Below are 17,623 nucleotides of genomic sequence, written 5' to 3'. Positions count from 1 at the left end.
GACCTTGAGCAACAAGGCCGGCACCGACGTCACCCTCAAGTTGGATAATGGCTCGAGCATCACCATTAAGGCGGGCGATACCGTCGGCACCGTGACTGTGCCAGCGCCAAGTGATGACGTGTTCATCGATAAGAGCACTCAGATCGTCAAGATCACCGACACCGCTGGCGGTAACTTCGAGAAGCTCGAAGTTGCAGGCAACGGCGCAACCACGACGATCAATGACACCATCGACAAGGTCGATGTCGTACTGACCGCGACCACCACTATCGGCGAAGGCGGCAACATCGTTTACACCGCCAGCCTTGTGGATAAAAACGGCGCCCTGGTGACCAACATCACCAGCCCGCTGACCGTCACCCTGGATAACGGCAAAACCATCACCATCGGTGTGAACCAGTCCAGCGGTACCGTCACCGTCGTAGCACCGAACGACGTCTACAAAGGCGACCAGACCGTCACCACCGCGATCACTAACGTGACGGGCGGCGCGCATTTCGAAAACCTGGTGCCAGGTACCACGCCGGTTAACACCACGGTCACGGACACCCCGGGCACCACCGATCTCACCAGTGTCACGCTGACTGCCCCAACGGCCGTCAACGAAGGTGGCCAGATCACCTATACCGCCACCTTGAGCAACAAGGCCGGCAGCGACATGGTGGTCCAACTCGATAACGGTTCGAGCATCACCATCAAGCAAGGCGCGACCGTGGGTACAGTGACTGTCCCAGCGCCTAGCGATGACGTGTTCATCGATAAGAGCACTCAGACGGTCAAGATCACCGGCACTACCGGCGGTAACTTCGAGGGTGTGACTGTCACTCCAGGCGGCGCGACCACCACCATCAACGACACCATCGATGATGTGACCGTGGTGCTCAAGGCCACCGGTTCGGTGAGTGAAGGCGGTCAGATCGTCTACACCGCGTCCCTGGTCGACAAGAACGGTGCAGCGGTGAACAACGTCGGTTCCGACCTGGTGGTGAAGCTGGATAACGGCTCGACCATCACCATCGGCAACGGCAAGTCCAGCAGCACCACCACTGCCACCGCGCCTAACGACGTGTATGTCGGTGCCAACGATGTCAGCACCAAGATCACCAACGTGGTCAGCGGCGGCGACAAGTACGAGCACTTGATTGTCGACGGCAGCACCGTGACCACCAAGGTCACCGATGTGGTCACCAACACCACCATCAGCATCACCGGCGACGCGTCGGTGACGGAAGGCGGCACGGCGCACTACACCCTGACGCTGAGCAACCCGGCGCAAACCGACGTGACCGTAACGCTCAAGTACAGCGGCACCGCTACCGACGGTTCGGACTTCAATGGCGTGTACACCGTGAAGATCCCGGCCGGCTCCAGCAGCGTGCCGTTTGATATCCGCACCCTCGACGACAAGATTACCGAGCCGACGGAAAAAATCGTCATCACCATCGACAAGACCACCGGGGGCAACTTCGAGAACCTGGTGGTCGGCAATGGCAGCGTCAGCACCGATATCATCGACAACGATGCACCACCGGTCATCGACCTGGATGCCAACAACTCCAGTGGCGCCACCGGTGCCGACTACAAGACCTCATTCACCGAAGGCGGCACGGGCGTGTCGATTGCTGACACCGACATCAAGATTACTGACCCGGACAGCACTCAACTGACCGGCGCCACCGTGGTCTTGACCAACACCCAGCAGGGCGACGCGCTGAATTTCAGCAGCGTCACCGGCATCACCGTGGCCTCGGCGACAGACCCTGCCACCGGCAAGATCACCCTGACCCTGACTGGCACGGCGTCGCTGGCTGACTACATGCAGCAGATCAAGAACATCACGTTCACCAACAGCAGCCACGACCCGAGCACCACGCCGCGGACCATCACCGTGACCGTGACTGACGGCGGCAACTACTCCAACGTCGCCACCACCACGGTCAACGTAGTGGCGGTCAACGATGCGCCTGTGGCGACCGGCAGTGCTGTGACCGGCACCGAAGACACGCCGCTGGCCCTGACCTGGGCTAACTTCGGCGTGACCGACGTGGACTCACCACCAGCCAGCCTGGCGGTGAAAATCACCGACCTGCCCATTGCCGGCAAGCTGCAATACCTGGCGACAGACGGCACCACCTGGACTAACGTGACTGCCGGCCAGACCTTCACCAAAGCCCAGATCGACGGCGGCCAGTTGCGCTTCATGCCAAACGCCAACGAGTCCGGCGCCGATGGTTATGGCGGCAACGGTATCGGCAACAAGCAAGCCGATTACGCACAGTTCAAGTTCCAGCCAACAGATGGCAAGGACTTTGGCACCAGCGCCACGGTGAAAGTCGATATCACCCCAGTGGCCGACGCACCGACCCTGAATGTGGCCGACAACAACGTCAACTCGATCGGCTTGCTCAAGCAAAGCTGGAACAGCATTGCAGGCATCGGCAGCAACGGTAACGGCGCGTCAGCGACCGACCTGAAAAACGCTATTGATAAGGCCGGCACGCCGAACAGCAGCGGCGTCGTCACCAACGTCGAGTCCACCGAAAACGTCGCCGCAGGCGCGGGTTCGAAGATCTCCGGGCTGATGTATATGGAAGCCGGCAAGACCTACACCTTCAGCGGTACCGGCGATGACAGCCTGGTGATCAACGTCGGCGGCAAAGACGTGGCCAGCGCGCAGTGGGGCACCAACAGCGGCAAGTTCAGCGGCTCGATCACCCCGACGGTGAGCGGTTACTACAGCCTTGAAATCTACCACGCCAACCAGGCCGGCCCAGGCAGCTATGACGTCAACCTGTCGGTCAACGGCGCCCCGGCCACAGACTTGAGCACCAGCGGCGTGCCGCTGTACACCGGCATCACCGACCTGACCAACGCCGGCGTAACCGTGTCCGACCTGCATGGCAGCAACGGTGACGGTTACTACGTGGGCTACAAGCTCAACGAAGGCCAGGAAAACGGCACCGTGAAGCTGTCCAAGGTCACCACTGCGCTGACCGATACCGACGGCTCGGAAACCCTGAGCGTGAAGATCAGCGGCATACCAGCGGGCTCGGTACTCACGGACGCTTCCGGGCACACCTTCACCGCGACCAAAACCGTAGGCGAAGTCAACGTGAACGGCTGGGACCTGAGCACCCTCACCATTAAGCCGCCGACCTACTACAGCGGCCAGTTCAATCTGACCGTCACCTCAACCTCCACCGAAAGCATCGGCGGTTCGGCGACTACTACCGCGCAATTGCCAGTCACGGTGCACCCGGCGACCTACAACCCGGTAACCGGCACCTCGGGCAGTGACACCATCAATGGCACCGATGGCAACGACATCGTCGTGGCCGACATCGCCGGCTTGAACGTGGTGCAGGGCAAGAACTACAACATTGCGTTCATGATCGATACGTCGGGCAGTATGGGTTCGGACTCGGTAGCGGCGGCGAAAGCCTCGCTGACCACCGTGTTCAACTCACTGAAAAACAGTGTCGGCTCCAGCACCTCTGGCACCGTGAACGTCTTCCTGGCGGACTTCAGTGACCAGGTCAATCGCACAGTTACAGTCAACCTGAAAGACCCAGGTGCACTGGATGCGCTGCAGAAAGTCCTGGATAAGATGGTGTCGACCGGCGGCACCAACTACGAAGACGTGTTCAAGTCTGCATCCAACTTCTTCCAAAGTGCCCAGGCGACTGGCAACACTGGCGCAATCAACACCACGTACTTCATCACCGATGGTCAGCCGACGTTTTACCAGGCGTCCGAGCAGACCAACCCGTACTTGTACGGCAACGTCAGGCTCGATGATGTCGTCACCATGAACAACTACACCATAGGTACAGCCACCCGGATCAACATCGATTCGAATAATTACCTTGATATCAACTCTGTCGGTAAGGTAACCCTCTGGTCCTACGGCGGGTCGTACAACAAGGGAATCATCCACGCCCAAGGGGATGGCACCTATGAAATATCGGTACAAGGCGGCCTCGGGTACGATACCGACTACTCCACCACCACCAACTCCAACAGCGCGTTCGCACTGCTCAAAGGCCTGTCCACCGGTGGTGTAGAAGCCATCGGCCTCAACAGCGGGGTCAGCCTGAGTCAGTTGGCACCGTACGACAGTGATGGCAAGCCACAAAGCAACATCGATCCGAAGGACTTGGCCAACGCCATCCTCGGTCACAGCGAGGCGACGCTGCCAGGCTCTGACACCATCAGCGGTGGCGACGGCAACGACATCATCTTCGGCGACCTGGTGAGCTTCAGCGGGATTGCCGGTGAGGGTTACAACGCGCTGCAGGCCTTTGTTGCACAGAAAACCGGTGTAGCCGTCACAGCCGTGACCGCCTCGAACGTGCACCAGTACGTCACCGAGCACTACGCGGACTTCGACGTGTCCGGCGCCAAGGACGGTAACGACACGCTGTTGGGCGGTGCAGGCGATGACATCCTGTTCGGCCAGGGCGGTAACGACACCCTGGACGGCGGCAAAGGCAATGACATCCTGCTGGGCGGCACCGGCAACGACACCTTGATCGGTGGCCAGGGCAACGACATCCTGATCGGCGGTTCGGGTGCCGACACCTTCGTGTGGAAGGCGGGTGACATCGGCAACGATGTGATCAAGGACTTCAAGGCATCGGAAGGTGACCGGATCGATCTGAAGGATCTGTTGAGAGGTGAGACCGACAGCACCATCGACAACTACCTCAAGATCACCACGGTAGACGGCGTGTCGACCTTGCAAGTCAGCACTGAAGGCAAGCTCAACGCCGCTGGCGGCCTGGCCAATGCCGATGTGACGATCAAGCTGGAAGGCAACGATTGGTCCCACACCAGCATCAACTCGCTGATCAGTGGTGCCGACCCAACCATCAAGATCGACCACACCGCCTAAGCTTCAGTTTATCGGCCGCCCCCAGGGGCGGCCGATTTGCTTAGGTGATACGTTGCTGGCCCTGGCGGGCGGTTGCATCGCATACTCGGTTCAATAAACACACCGCTGGCCTATGCGGGTGAAAACGTGTGGCTCATTTTCGAGGGTTTCTTATGTTTTACGTGCAACGTGATGCACAGGGTGCACTGAGTCGCGTGGAGGCCGCCGCCTTTGCCGAGTCAACCGAAACCCTGCCGGCCGATCACCTTGAGATTCAGGCTTGGTACGCCAACGAAGCGGTGGAAACCAGCCTGGCACAGCTCAAGCAAAGTGACCTGGAGATGATCCGGGTGCTGGACGACTTGATTCAGGTACTGACCCAAAAGGGCGTGATCAACGTGACGGACCTGCCGCCGGCGGCGCAGGCCAAGCTGATGGACCGTAACCACGCGCGGGAAGCGTTGGGCGGGTTGAGCCATTTGATCAATGATGAAGAGACCGGGCTGATCTGATTTCGGCAGGCAAACCGAATCTAAATGTGGGCAGGCTTTTGTGGGAGCTGGCTTGCCTGCGATGCAGGCACCTCGGTGTATCAGGCAGCCCGAGGTGATGCTATCGCAGGCAAGCCAGCGCCCACATAAGCCCGCTCCCACATTGGATTGGCATTATTTCCAGGGCGCGGGTTCACCAAACAACTGGCCCTGCACGCCGAAAATCCCCATCTCGCGAATCACCTTCAGCTCACCCTCGGTTTCCACGCGCTCGGCAATCAATGGCAAGTCGATACTGTGGGCCGCGCGTTGGATCGCTTCGATAAACAGGCGCTTGTCGCTTTCCTGGTCGATGGCGCGGATGTAGCTGCCGTCGATCTTCAAGTAAGCCAGGCCCAGGCGCGCCAGGTTGCCGATCATGCTGAAGCGCCCACCAAAACGCTGCAGGCTTAGGGAGAAGCCCAGCTCGCGTAGGCGCTTGGTTAACTGTTCCAGCAGCGCCTGCTCAGGCAATTGTTCTTCGCCAATTTCCAGGGTCAGGCGCGAGCCCAGGTTGCTGTGCTGGCGTAGCAGCTCAAAAATCCGATTCAACGCCTGGGCGTCCTGCAAGGTCGCCGCCGAGAGGTTCAGCGCCAGGCTATGGCTGTGGCCGGCCATCTGCTTGAGCACTTGCTCCAGCATCAGGCGGTCCAGGCGCGCGGTCCAGCCGAAGCGCTCAAGCCACGGCAGGAAACGCCCGGCGGGTATGGTCTGGCCGTCTTCATCCTGCAAACGCGACAGCACTTTGTAGTGCAGGACCAGCTGCGGGTCCTGGCTGGCGACGACCGGCTGGAAGTACAGTTTGAAACGTTGCTGAGTCAGGGCCTGGTCAAGCAGGGTGTGCCAGGCATGGTGATCATCACCGACGCTGGCGGCGGCACTGTGGTCGAGGCACACCCAACTGGTGTCGCCCTGCCCTTCGGCCTGGGCCAGGGCTTGGTCAGCCAAGGTCAACAGCGCCTGGGGGGAATCGCCATGGCTGAACGGCGCCAGGCCGATATAGGCGACCGGCGTCACATCACTGGCACCGGTGGCTTGCAGGCTGAGTAAGGTGCTTTCAAGGTTCTGCGCCAATTGCAGCGCTTCATCGCGCACCAGCCCGGGCGCCAGCACCGCGAATTCACCGCCGCGGATACGGGTGACGAGGTTGTGGGTTTCGGGGTACGGCTCGCACTCGCGTAGCAGTTGTTCACCGACCGCTTGCAGCAACTGGTCGGTGCGCTGACCACCCAGGCGCTGGTTAAGACCGGCCAGGTCCTTGACCCGCAATAGCAGCAGGTAGCCGGAGTTGGTGTCTTCCGGGTTACTCACCCGGGCGTTGAGCTGCATCTCGAAATAACGGCGGTTGGCGAGGCCCGTGAGGTTGTCCTGATAGGATTCGTTGCGCAGTTTTTCACTGCGCTCGGCCTGCTCCTGGAACAGCGCCTTGAGCTTCTCTACCATCTGGTTCATGGCCTGCACCACACGGCGCAGCTCCGGCGTACGTGGCAGGTCGGGCACGCTGAGGAACTCGCGGCGCGCAATGGCGTGGGATTGCTTGACCATGTAGTCCAACGGTTGCAGTTGCCGACGCAGCAGCAACGCGCCCAGCACCGCACTCACCGCACCGCACAGCAACAGCCAGCCGAGGCTGCCCAAGGCGCTTTGCCAAAGCTTGGCCAGGGCGAACATCGGGTGGCTGACCACTTCTACACGTGCCGCCTGTTCCCAGCCGCGGTTGACCAGCGCATCACCACCGGCCGGCTCCAGGCCGATCAATTTCACGAACCAGTTGGGCACACCGTTGTTGTCGGGGATACCGCTGCGCTCGACGATGGTTTTGTCAGTGGCCAGATCCACCACGCGAATGCTGGCGTAATAGCCGCTGTCGAAGATCGAGCTGACCAGTAACTCGACCATCGCCGGGTCGTCGATATTGGGCGTCAGCGACAATGCCAGCGCCGTCGCCGCGTCCTGTGCATGCGAGCGCAGCTGGTTGACGTATTGCGTGCGCGAGCTTTCCAGGCTGACCATGAAGCTGCCGCTGAAGGCGACCACCAGGAACAGACAGATTGCGATCAATAGTTGTTTGAACAGAGACATCCGATCAGTTACTCCTAGTTGGCAGGCTCGGCTGGGAAGCCTTCCGCACGCATTTTTTTCAACACATCCTGCCAGCGCGACAAGCGTTTAGTGTCACCGACTTTCTTGTTGCCCTTGGCGCCGGGCAAGTACAAACCTTCGGCGTTGAATGAGTACACCGGAATCAGGTCGGTACGGCGGGTGGCCGGCAAGATTTCGTCCATCAGGCTGTCGAGCACCAGCGGGATCGCGTCTGGGGTCGAATAATACGTCAGGACCATGTGAGCGCGATTCTGACGCAAGGCCTTGACGTAGGTAATGCGCAATTTGTCGCTGGAGACGCCCAAATGACGCAAACTGAAATACTTGGCGATCGCGTAGTCCTCGCAGTCGCCAGCCCCCTTCCAGAGTGCTTCGATGGGCGTCTCCCAGTAGTCGACCACGTGCCAGAGGTCGGTGTCTTCCACGTAAGACATTTGCTTGTTGAAAAACAGGTTGACCACCTTGAGCTGCTCCTGCTCGTCGACCTGCTTTTGGGTCGCCAGCAACCGCTGCCAGGCGTCGATACGCTGCTGGCCCTCCCCCAGCGGCCCGTACAAGGCCGTGGCCTTGCGGCTGATCTGGGAAAAATCCCAATCAGCATGCAGCCCGCCGAGCATAAGGCCGGCCAACACAATCGCTGAAAACAGCCAGCTAAAGATTCGAGAGGGAATAAAACTTACCGCCAAGGCGTTCAGTCCATGAAGAGAGACGGAATTTCAAAGGATGGTGATGCTTCGACTGGCAAAAAACAATGGCACAGTGCAATCATCCATCGGTCGGGCGAGTTTATAACCGCCCCCTGTGGGATGCACAAAGTACGCCCCGTAAGCCCTTACAAACGGAAACTTTGGTTGTTTGACAAGCGCGCGGCCCGTCTCTAGTGTGCATTGGATCCAATTAAACACACTCCACTCAAGAAAGGAGGATAGCGTAACCGTGACGCAGAAGCCGAACCCTTTAAGCAGCATCAAAATCAGCGGGCCTATTCCCGCCCATCTTGCTCGCGCCGTTATTGAAGAAACACTGCGTAATGCCATTCTCGATGGTCGATTGCCGTGTGGCACCGCGATGCGTCAGCAAGAGCTGGCTAGCCTGTTCGGCGTTAGCCGTATGCCCGTGCGCGAGGCTTTACGCCAACTGGAAGCTCAATCCTTGCTGCATGTGGTGACCCATAAGGGCGCCGTGGTTGCACCGTTGATCGAAGACAATTCGGCTGAGACCTATGAACTGCGCATGCTGCTTGAATCCGAAGCGTTGCGCCTCTCGACTCCGTTTCTCACCGACGCCGACATCGCTGAAGCCGATGCCTACATCAATGCGTTGGAGCAGGAGAAAGACTACACCGAGATTGGCCGTCTCAACCGCCTGTTCCACATGGTGTTGTATGGCAAGGCACCTAACCAGCGGCTGCTCAAACTGGTTGAACACGGTTTGAATGAGGAGGAACGCTTTCTGCGCTTCAACCTTGAGGCGATGGGCCTGGGCGAGACGTCCCAGGAAGATCACCGAGAACTGCTGAGCCTGGTGGCGCAGAAGAAAGTCGACGAGAGCATCCTGACGCTACGCAACCACTTGATGCGAGGGATGGAGGTAATCACCACCTACCTCAATGGTCTTGAAGCCTGCGCAAAGAAAGGCGCGCAGTAAGGTTTACGGCTCTGTTCCTTGACGCCTCTACGGTGTGGGGCTCCCTACCTCTCGGCGAGGGGCCCGCACTGATACGCCAGCGCCAGAACGATTCGATTTAAATAAGACGGCTCACTTCGAGGAAACTTCAAACAACTATCCAGGCAACTTACCCACAACAAGATATTTCTCGAAAAAACATCTAACACATTCATAAGATCCTCAAAACGTTTAACCAGACTATTATCTCTCGCCAATAAAACAAATATTTCGCTCGGCAGCACAACCCTATGTGCGGTTAGCGCTGCGCGCGTGGCACGGCTAAATGCCATCTTTGCGTTGTTAATTAAAAACCCATTACTGTTTTCAGAGCAGCCGCAACAACTTATTAGGCGTCAACCATGCACCAACACTTACTTAAACAAAAAAAACTGCAGTTATGCAGCCATCCGTTATTTATAGAAATAACTTCAGTCAACAAGTTACACGTTTTTATGGAGCACCATGTATTTGCCGTTTGGGACTTCATGACCTTGACCAAACGCCTGCAGCAGGACTTGACCTGCACGCACTTACCCTGGCTTCCGCCCGCCGACCCGAAAGCCGCCCGCCTGATCAATGAAATCGTGCTTGGAGAGGAGTCGGACGAACACCCAACACATGGCCATTGCAGCCACTTCGAACTGTATCTGGAAGCCATGGTGGAGGTAGGGGCCGACACCACTAGCATCCAGCGCTTCATTGAATTGCAGCGCCAGGGCGTGGAAGCAAGTGCAGCCTTACACATGCTTGAGGTGCTTCCCGGCGTGGCCGGCTTTGTCGACAGCACGCTGGACATCGCGTTAAACGCACCTACCCACTGCGTGGCGGCGGCCTTCCTGCACGGCCGCGAGAGTGTCATCCCGTTGATGTTCGAACGTATTCTGCACAGTAATCCATGCATTGTTCGTCAAGCACCCACCCTGAACTATTACCTCAGCCGCCACATCGAGTTGGACGCTCAAGACCATGGGCCAGCGGCGCAGCAATTACTCCAACGCCTGATCGGGACAGACACTACCCGACAACGCCAGGCCGATGACACCGCCCTCGCCGCCGTGCAAAACCGCCTCAGCTTCTGGGACGCCGTGCGCGCCTCGCTTCAAGAGGTGCAACCATGACCGCCGTCGACTACCGCTCCTTTGCCGAAGACTGGGAACGCCGTGCAACGATCCGCACACGCCCTCGGCGCCTGCTGGAAAACGATGACAGGTTGATCTATCCGCTGTGCCGCCAACCACTGGTGCTGAGTGCAACCTTTCTGGAGCACTGCCCGCAGTACCGCGACTTTGTGTTGGCGCAAAGCTTCTACAAATTCATCAACGATGTGGTGATCTTCGAAACCGAGATCGTCGGCAAGACCGCCCGCAACATTGCCAAGAACCACTTTTCGCTGCCCTTCCCCCTCGCCTGTCGCGTGGACGCGATGACCGTCGTGGTGGATGAGGACTACCACGCGCTGGTCGCGCTGGACTTCCTGCAACAGACCGTGGAAATGACCGGCATACAGCCCCTCGACCTGCCTGGGCAAATCGAACTGAGCCATGCCCTGCCGGCAGCGCAGGCGATGGCACCGGCACACCTGCGCGATGCCGTGGAATTGATTGGCGTGGCCATCGCCGAAAACACCGTCACCCATGACGTAGCGGCGTTTTCCAAGGACGACAGCGTCAAGCCTTCCATCCGTGGCTTGATGGCCGATCACTTGTTTGATGAAGGGCGCCATGCGCAATTCTGGACGCAACTGGTGCGTCTCTACTGGCAAGCGGCAAGCACGGCCGACCGCGACAGTATCGCTGTTACCCTGCCGACCTTTTTGGCGCATTACCTGACCAACGATCTGCAAAAAGGCTTTGATTTACACCTGATCGAACACCTGGACGTCAGCGCCGATGTTCGCCACGCGCTACAGGGCGAAGTCGCAGCGCTGGACTTTCCCATCACCCGCCAGCACCCACTGCTCGGCAACATCATGGGGTTCCTGCATCAGAGCGGCGTGCTGCACACACCGAGCGTCGCCCTGGCCCTGAGCGACTACCTGCCCGAACCGGGGAGGCCGGCATGAGGCGCTTGAAGATTGGTTGGAACGGCAGCAGTAATGCCTTGCAAGCGCTCAGGCAGACGCTGGAGCAATACGGGCACGTCAGCGCAACAGAATCCCTCGACATCGTTATTGAAGATGGCAGCCAACCACCGCTGACTCATTCCGACAACGCCCAATGGATAAGCCTGCGCCTGGGTGTCGGCCCGGTGTTCGAACATGGGCTTCCCGCGCTGCAGTTGCGCTGCTATGACCATGACCAACGCGTATTGGCGGTACAGGACGTTGCCGACGAACCCAGCGGCAACGGCCAGCAACTACGCCGGCACGCGACGAACGTGCTGGTGGAATGGGTGGCCTCGCTGGTCAGCAGTTTCTCGAGGGACGTGGGCTTCTTCGCCGCAACCGCCACCGTTAACGCCTGGCCCGAGCAAGGCCTGCAAACGCTGGACGCGCTGGCGTTTGTGCATCGATTCAATCGCACAGCGCAGCCGGCATTATTGCAAGCAGCCCAGGCGCCCATCATCGAACGGCTACAGGCAAGCCTGCACACATTCGCCGAACGCCCGGCGCTGAACATCGCCGGCAGTGTGGTGACCTACCAGCAATTACGGATACGGGCCCTATCGATCCAGCAACGCCTGCGCCCCCTGCTGGAAGGCATTGAGGCGCCAGCAGTGGTCGGCGTTTGCCTGGGCAAGTCCACCGAGTTGTACGCCAGCATTCTCGCGGTGTTGGGTTGCGGCGCGGTGTACCTGCCACTGGCACCGGAGCATCCGCCACAGCGCCAGCAGACGATGCTGCAAAGTACTCGGGCGAGCGTGCTGTTGGATGATGGCCAGCACCCTTTGCGCGACCAGTTCGTTAGCCTGAATGTGTGCCAACTCGACCCGACGCACACTGACACCACGCAGCCTTTGGCGCACCATCGCGCCAGCGGCGAAGCACCCTGCATCGTGCTTTTCACCTCCGGCACCACCGGCCAGCCTAAAGGCGTGCTGCTCAGCCAAGGCAACCTTGCGCATTTCACCGCCTGGCTTGGGGCCTGTGTGGCGCTGAATGAGCAGAGCCGTGTGCTGCAATTTTCGCCGCTCAGTTTCGACTCATCGCTGATCGATATCTTCCCTGCCCTGATCGCCGGTGCCGAGTTGATCGTGCCCAGCGAGGGCCAGAGGCACGACCCTCAGCAGTTGGTCGAGCTGATTCGCCAAAAGAACATCAGCCACGCGTTTTTGCCACCGGCACTTTTGAGCATCCTGCCACTGGATCAGCCGTTGGGCCTGACCCACCTGTTGACCGGCGGTGATACCTGCGAGCCGCACGTGATCGAAAGGTTGGCGGGCCAGTGCCGATTGCACAACCTCTACGGCCCTACCGAGACGACGGTGCTAGCCACCCACCGCATGTTTCAGGCCGGCGACAGCCATCGCAACGTAGGCCATCCGATTGCCAACAGCCGGGTGCTGATCCTCGACGACCACCTGCAACCGGTGGATGAGCAGGTGATGGGCGACCTATACATCGTCGGCCCTGGGGTGAGCCTGGGGTATGTGAGCGCACCGCAACGGGTGGACAATCCGTTCGTTGAGCTGACACTGCCGGATGGCCAGATGCTGCAGGCTTACCGCAGCGGCGACCTGGCGAAATGGACGCAAGACGGTATAGAGCTGGGCGGTCGACGGGATGACCAAGTGAAGATCCGTGGTTTTCGGGTCGAGCCTCAAGAAATCGAAGAGTGCCTGCGCAGCAGCCGGTTGTTTCGCCAAGTGGCCGTGGTGATTGATGGTGATCGCCGGATTTTCAGTTTTGCCGCCCAGCCCGAGCCCGGCGCCACGCTGGCAGGCTTGAAGCGACATGCGCAGCAATGGCTACCGGCTTATATGCACCCCGAAGTGTGGACTGAGGTGCCAATAATGCCGCGCACCTGCCACGACAAGATCGACCGCCAGGCACTGCTGGCGATGCCAATGCACCCCACGCCCCACACTGCCCGTCACGCAGCACAAACGCCTCTGCAAACGCGTCTGACGGCGCTGTGGAGCGAGTTGCTGTCGGTACCTGGCGATGCTCTTGGCATCGATGACAGCTTTTTCAACTTGGGCGGCCATTCCATCCTGCTGTCGACGTTGTTGCTGCGTCTGCGCGATGAGTTTGGCCGCAGCCTGTCATTGAGCCGTTTCTTTGAGGCGCCGACGATTCGTACGCTCGCCGTGCTGATGGAGGACGGTGAACTGCCCAATGCACCGTCAGGCCAAGTGCACAAAGACGCATCGCAAGCGCTGAATCTACACATGCTGCATGAGGACCGCGCCGGTGATCCGCGCAAGGTGATCGTCACAGGCGCCAACAGTTTTGTCGGGGTGCACCTAGTCGAAGCGTTGTTGGCGGGCGGTGCGCAAGAGGTGGCCTGCCTGGTGCGAGAACAGCCGGGGCGCTCGGCGGCGGCGCGGTTTGCCGAGGCATTGCGCGAGTATCGCCTGGACCATCTGGACCTGAGCCGCGTGCAGGTCCATGCCGCCGATATCAGCCTGCCCCGGCTGGGCCTGGCCAGCGACGTGTATGAACACCTCGCCAGTACTTATGGCGTGTTGGTGCACAACGCAGCAAGGGTCAATCATGTGATGGACTACGCCTCACTCGCCAGGGACAACGTCGAACCGGTGCTGGAGTGCCTGCGCCTGTGTGAAACCCAGTGCAAGAAGGTCTTCAATTTCATCTCCACACTGTCGGCCTGCAGCAGCGTCGACGCTCAGGGGAACATCCTTGAAACACTTGCAGTGGCGACGTTGCCGCTCTATCTGAAGAACGGCTACAACCTCTCCAAGTGGGTGGCCGAACGGCTGTTGGGACGAGCGGCCGAGCAAGGTGCCTGGGTCAATATCTATCGCCCGGGCAATATCGCCTTCAACAGCCGCAGCGGTGTTTGCCAGCCGCAAAACAACCGCTTGATGCTGATGCTCAAGGGGTCGTTGCAGCTGGGCCTGGCGCCCCGCCTTGAGGTGAATTTCGACCTGATGCCGGTGGACTTCTTTGCCCGTTTCGTTGCGTTCCATTGCAGCCAATTTTCTGCCAGGCGCAACGTCTTCAACCTGCACAACCCACAGCCCTTGAGCTGGGATCACTACCTTGATGCATTCAGCCAGGCGGGCCACCCCTTCGAACGGGTGAGTGTTGCGCATTGGCAAAGAGCGTTGCGTACGGTGGGCTGCGAGAACGCGCTGTTTGGCGTGCTGGGTTTCTACCTGGATGACCTTTCAGAAGACATCAGCGACATCTCGATGATCTGTCACGACAACGCACGCCAGGGTGTTGAAGCCATGGGCGAGCACTACCCACAAAAGGACCCGGCGCTGTTGCGTAAGGGCTGCGACCACCTCGGGCCATTGGCTTTCTCTGACCGCTAAAGGACACGCTTATGAAACCGCTGCAACCGGATACATTGATCCGCAACCCGAATGCCGCACCGTTGGTGGCGTCTGTCGAAGTCCCGTGCGAAGCCGCTCGCCTGTGGAACGTGGTAGGCAACTTTGCAGGCTTTGATGCCTTCATTCCCGCCCTTTCGCACATCGACATGACGGGGACAGGTGTAGGCGCATTGCGCACGAAATTTTTCCACGATGGCCATTGCGTTGTAGAGCAACTCAACAGCAGGGACGACGAGGCCATGTGCATGACATGGACCACAATCTACAACACGTTGGGCGTCGCGCGGTTGTGGGCTGCAATGCGCGTGGAAGGCCTTGGCGAGGGGTGCTCCAGGGCGACCTGGACCCTGGTGGGCGAGCCACTGGAAACTGCGCAGGCAGAGTTTGAACAGTTTGTGCAGGCGTTCGCCGACAGCGCACTGCAGAACGTGCGCCAGATGCTCGGCTGATCAGCAGGAGCGAGAGGCCTCGCTCCTGCACAAACAGGGTCAGATTTTGAAGCTGTCGACCAATTGCTTCAGACGGCTGGCCTGCTGGGACAGTGCATCGCAGTCCTTGAGCGTTTCGTTGAGGTTAGCCACGCCCTGCTGGTTCAGCAGGTTGATCTGGTTGATGTCGACGTTGAGGGTTTCAACCACAGCGGTCTGCTCTTCGGTGGCGGCAGCAACCGATTGGTTCATGCCATCGATCTCGACGATTCGCTGAGTCACGCTGACCAGGCGCTCACCGGCCTGGTTGGCCACTTCCACGCTTTCTTCGCTGGAGGTCTGGCTGGCGTTCATGGTGGTCACCGCTTCACGCGAACCCACTTGCAGCGAAGTGATCATCTTATGGATCTCTTCGGCGGATTCCTGGGTACGGTGCGCCAAGTTACGCACTTCATCGGCAACCACGGCAAACCCGCGCCCGGCTTCCCCGGCACGCGCGGCCTCGATCGCGGCATTGAGCGCCAACAGGTTGGTTTGCTGGGAGATGCCTTTGATCACATCAAGGATGTGGCCGATGTTGTCGGTGCTGGCGTTCAGGGTTTCGATCTGGGTGCAGGACAGGCTGATTTTTTGCGACAGCTCCGACATCGCCAGGATGGTTTTCTCTACCACCTTGCGACCGTCGTCTGCCTGTTCACTGGCACCACTGGCGTGCTGCGAAGCATCGGCGGCGTTACGCGCGATTTCCTGGGTGGCGGCGCCCAATTCGTTGATCGCCGCGGCCACGCTATTGGTCCGCGCACTTTGCTCGTCCGAACCGATGATCGAAGCGTTGGACGAAGCCATCACGCGCTGGGACAGGTCGTGTACCTGACGCGTTGCCGAAGACACTTCCGAGATGGACGCGTGAATACGCTCGACGAACTGGTTGAAAGCACTGCCAACCTCGCCAAACTCGTCCTTAGTGGTCACGTCCAGGCGGCGAGTCAAATCGCCCTCACCCTGGGCGATGTCCTGCATGGCAACACCCATGGTGGTCAGGGGGCGTAGCAGCACTTGAATCAACAGGCTCAAGAGCACCGCAATGGCGACGACCGCGATTAACATGGCGATCAGCGCAGAAGTACGGAACTTGCCCAGTGGTGCGTAGGCTTTGTCTTTATCGATCGACAGACCGATGTACCAGTCTGCACCGGGCAAACCACTGATCGGGGTGAACGAAAGGATACGGTCCTTGCCATTGAGGACAACGTCCTGGCTGACCTTCTCGATGCGCAGATTAGCGCCAGGGTAGATGTCCTTGAGGTTTTTCATCACCTGGGCCTGGTCAGGACTGACGATGACCTGGCCATCGGCGCTGACCAGAAACGCATGGCCCATGCCGCCGAAGTCTACCGAATTGATGATCTTCACCAGGGTTTGCAAGCTCAGGTCGCCGCCGACCACACCCAGCAGTTCGCCGTTCTTTTTGACCGGCAGAGCGATGGTCACGATCTGCCCGCCCACAGCTGCCATGTAGGGCGGGGTGAGCATGGTTTTATCGGCGGCCACCGCTTGTTTGTACCAGGGACGCTGACGAGGGTCGTAATCGTCGGACATCTTGGCGTCAGGGCGCTGGGTGAACACGCCGTTGGTTTGACCGACATAAGTGAACTGGAAATTCGAGGTGAATGCAGGCTGGTCGACCAGGCCTGGAAGGTCGGCAGCACTGCCCTGATGCGCAACGTTTTGCGCCAGGTTTTCGAGGACCAGAATCCGGCCACTCAGCCAGTTCTGCACACTGCTGGCGGTGAGTTCACCCGATTGCTGGATAGACGACTCCAGGTTTTGCTTGATGGTGCTGCGCTGCAGGTAGTCGTTGTAGAACGTGAATAACGCGAAAGCGAGAACCACGACGCCTGACGCGGCCAACAGAATTTTATGACTGAACTTGAGATTCATTTCATCGACTTCTTTTTGCCAAAGGGGGATGAGCGTGCCGAGTGGAACATTTCATCTAACGGGATAGGCGAACTCTGCGACCGCTCTATTTCGGTGCACGCATGGCTCATCAGTCTTTCGGCCAATTCAGGAAAAATCTTAGAAATTTGTGAGATACATCCTTATTTTGAGTAGGAAACCGACAGGCGGTACAGTCGCACTGGGCAGTGCCGCCGATGCGGCGGACCTGGCGCAAGACACCTGTGTGCAGCTACTGCAAAAGACTGAACGCTTTGAACTCAAGGCGCCTCGGGCTTTTTTGCGCACGATCGCTCGCGGCTTGGTGGTTGATCATTGGCGCCATGAAGAAATCGAGCGCGCTTACCTCGAGTCCATCGCCCATCTGCCGCAAGCGCTGGCACACAGCGCCGAAGCCCGTGCGTTGGTACTGGAGTTTCTGGAGGACATCACACAGCTGGCAGCGCTGGACGTCTGACCTCGCGACCACCACCAGCGAGCGACGCAGTGTGCAATTCTGCTCACTTGCCGGGAAGTTTCCAGCCGCGAGGGTTCCTAGTTATTAAACCTCTAAACGACAAAACCCCTGTCTGCGTTAACAGACAGGGGTTTCGGAATTC

9 protein-coding genes and 2 pseudogenes are annotated in these 17,623 nt (G+C 59.2%); 8 read left to right on the top strand and 3 right to left on the bottom strand.

The window, feature by feature from the left end; all coding sequences use genetic code 11:
* Positions 1 to 4,894, top strand: a pseudogene (locus tag ACI77I_RS29660) (LapA family giant adhesin); the annotation flags it as partial.
* A gap of 152 nt (positions 4,895 to 5,046) precedes the next feature.
* Complete coding sequence (locus tag ACI77I_RS29655; protein WP_094953149.1) at positions 5,047 to 5,385, top strand: tryptophan synthase subunit beta; 339 nt, start codon at positions 5,047 to 5,049, stop codon at positions 5,383 to 5,385.
* A 153-nt stretch (positions 5,386 to 5,538) separates the two neighbouring features.
* On the opposite strand, the gene lapD is transcribed toward ACI77I_RS29655, so the two are convergent.
* Both lapD and lapG read right to left on the bottom strand, forming a co-directional pair.
* Positions 5,539 to 7,485: a cyclic di-GMP receptor LapD gene (lapD, locus tag ACI77I_RS29650; RefSeq protein WP_406999715.1), complete on the bottom strand. Its 1,947-nt coding sequence runs from the start codon at positions 7,483 to 7,485 to the stop codon at positions 5,539 to 5,541.
* Between the two features lie 14 nt (positions 7,486 to 7,499).
* Entirely contained in the window at positions 7,500 to 8,192 is a 693-nt protein-coding gene (gene lapG / locus ACI77I_RS29645) for a cysteine protease LapG (RefSeq protein ID WP_094953151.1), read from the bottom strand.
* 250 nt (positions 8,193 to 8,442) lie between these two features.
* On the opposite strand from lapG, the gene ACI77I_RS29640 reads away from it, so the two are divergent.
* From ACI77I_RS29640 to ACI77I_RS29620, 5 genes are all read left to right on the top strand, one after another.
* Complete coding sequence (locus ACI77I_RS29640; RefSeq protein WP_094953152.1) at positions 8,443 to 9,153, top strand: GntR family transcriptional regulator; 711 nt, start codon at positions 8,443 to 8,445, stop codon at positions 9,151 to 9,153.
* Between the two features lie 380 nt (positions 9,154 to 9,533).
* Positions 9,534 to 10,292 carry a DUF3050 domain-containing protein gene (locus ACI77I_RS29635; protein ID WP_406999713.1) on the top strand — a complete coding sequence of 253 codons (759 nt, stop codon included), beginning with the start codon at positions 9,534 to 9,536 and terminating at the stop codon, positions 10,290 to 10,292.
* Positions 10,289 to 11,236, top strand: coding sequence for a diiron oxygenase (locus ACI77I_RS29630; protein WP_094953156.1), 948 nt, complete (start codon positions 10,289 to 10,291; stop codon positions 11,234 to 11,236). Before ACI77I_RS29635 ends, ACI77I_RS29630 begins: the two co-directional genes overlap by 4 nt.
* Positions 11,233 to 14,616, top strand: a complete 3,384-nt coding sequence (locus ACI77I_RS29625) for an amino acid adenylation domain-containing protein (protein WP_406999711.1) — start codon at positions 11,233 to 11,235, stop codon at positions 14,614 to 14,616. The genes ACI77I_RS29630 and ACI77I_RS29625 overlap by 4 nt, the downstream gene beginning before the upstream one ends.
* A gap of 11 nt (positions 14,617 to 14,627) precedes the next feature.
* Positions 14,628 to 15,086, top strand: a complete 459-nt coding sequence (locus ACI77I_RS29620) for an SRPBCC family protein (RefSeq protein ID WP_094953158.1) — start codon at positions 14,628 to 14,630, stop codon at positions 15,084 to 15,086.
* A gap of 39 nt (positions 15,087 to 15,125) precedes the next feature.
* On the opposite strand, the gene ACI77I_RS29615 is transcribed toward ACI77I_RS29620, so the two are convergent.
* Positions 15,126 to 17,006, bottom strand: a complete 1,881-nt coding sequence (locus tag ACI77I_RS29615; protein WP_094953160.1) for a methyl-accepting chemotaxis protein — start codon at positions 17,004 to 17,006, stop codon at positions 15,126 to 15,128.
* Between the two features lie 148 nt (positions 17,007 to 17,154).
* Between ACI77I_RS29615 and ACI77I_RS29610 the strand changes: the two are divergent.
* A pseudogene (locus tag ACI77I_RS29610) lies at positions 17,155 to 17,463 on the top strand (sigma factor); the annotation flags it as partial.
* Positions 17,464 to 17,623: the final 160 nt, after the last annotated feature.

It is taken from the genome of Pseudomonas sp. D47 (assembly GCF_045447305.1).
GTDB lineage: Bacteria > Pseudomonadota > Gammaproteobacteria > Pseudomonadales > Pseudomonadaceae > Aquipseudomonas.
Note: the sequence above shows the minus strand (reverse complement) of the source record. Positions and strands in the feature narration are given on the sequence as shown.

Excerpts from the sequence above, each read along its gene's own strand:
- ACI77I_RS29615 (WP_094953160.1), bottom strand. The coding sequence starts at position 17,006 with ATGAATCTCAAGTTCAGTCATAAAATTCTGTTGGCCGCGTCAGGCGTC.
- ACI77I_RS29635 (WP_406999713.1), top strand. The coding sequence starts at position 9,534 with ATGCACCAACACTTACTTAAACAAAAAAAACTGCAGTTATGCAGCCAT.
- ACI77I_RS29620 (WP_094953158.1), top strand. The coding sequence starts at position 14,628 with ATGAAACCGCTGCAACCGGATACATTGATCCGCAACCCGAATGCCGCA.
- lapD (WP_406999715.1), bottom strand. The coding sequence starts at position 7,485 with ATGTCTCTGTTCAAACAACTATTGATCGCAATCTGTCTGTTCCTGGTG.
- ACI77I_RS29625 (WP_406999711.1), top strand. The coding sequence starts at position 11,233 with ATGAGGCGCTTGAAGATTGGTTGGAACGGCAGCAGTAATGCCTTGCAA.
- ACI77I_RS29655 (WP_094953149.1), top strand. The coding sequence starts at position 5,047 with ATGTTTTACGTGCAACGTGATGCACAGGGTGCACTGAGTCGCGTGGAG.
- ACI77I_RS29630 (WP_094953156.1), top strand. The coding sequence starts at position 10,289 with ATGACCGCCGTCGACTACCGCTCCTTTGCCGAAGACTGGGAACGCCGT.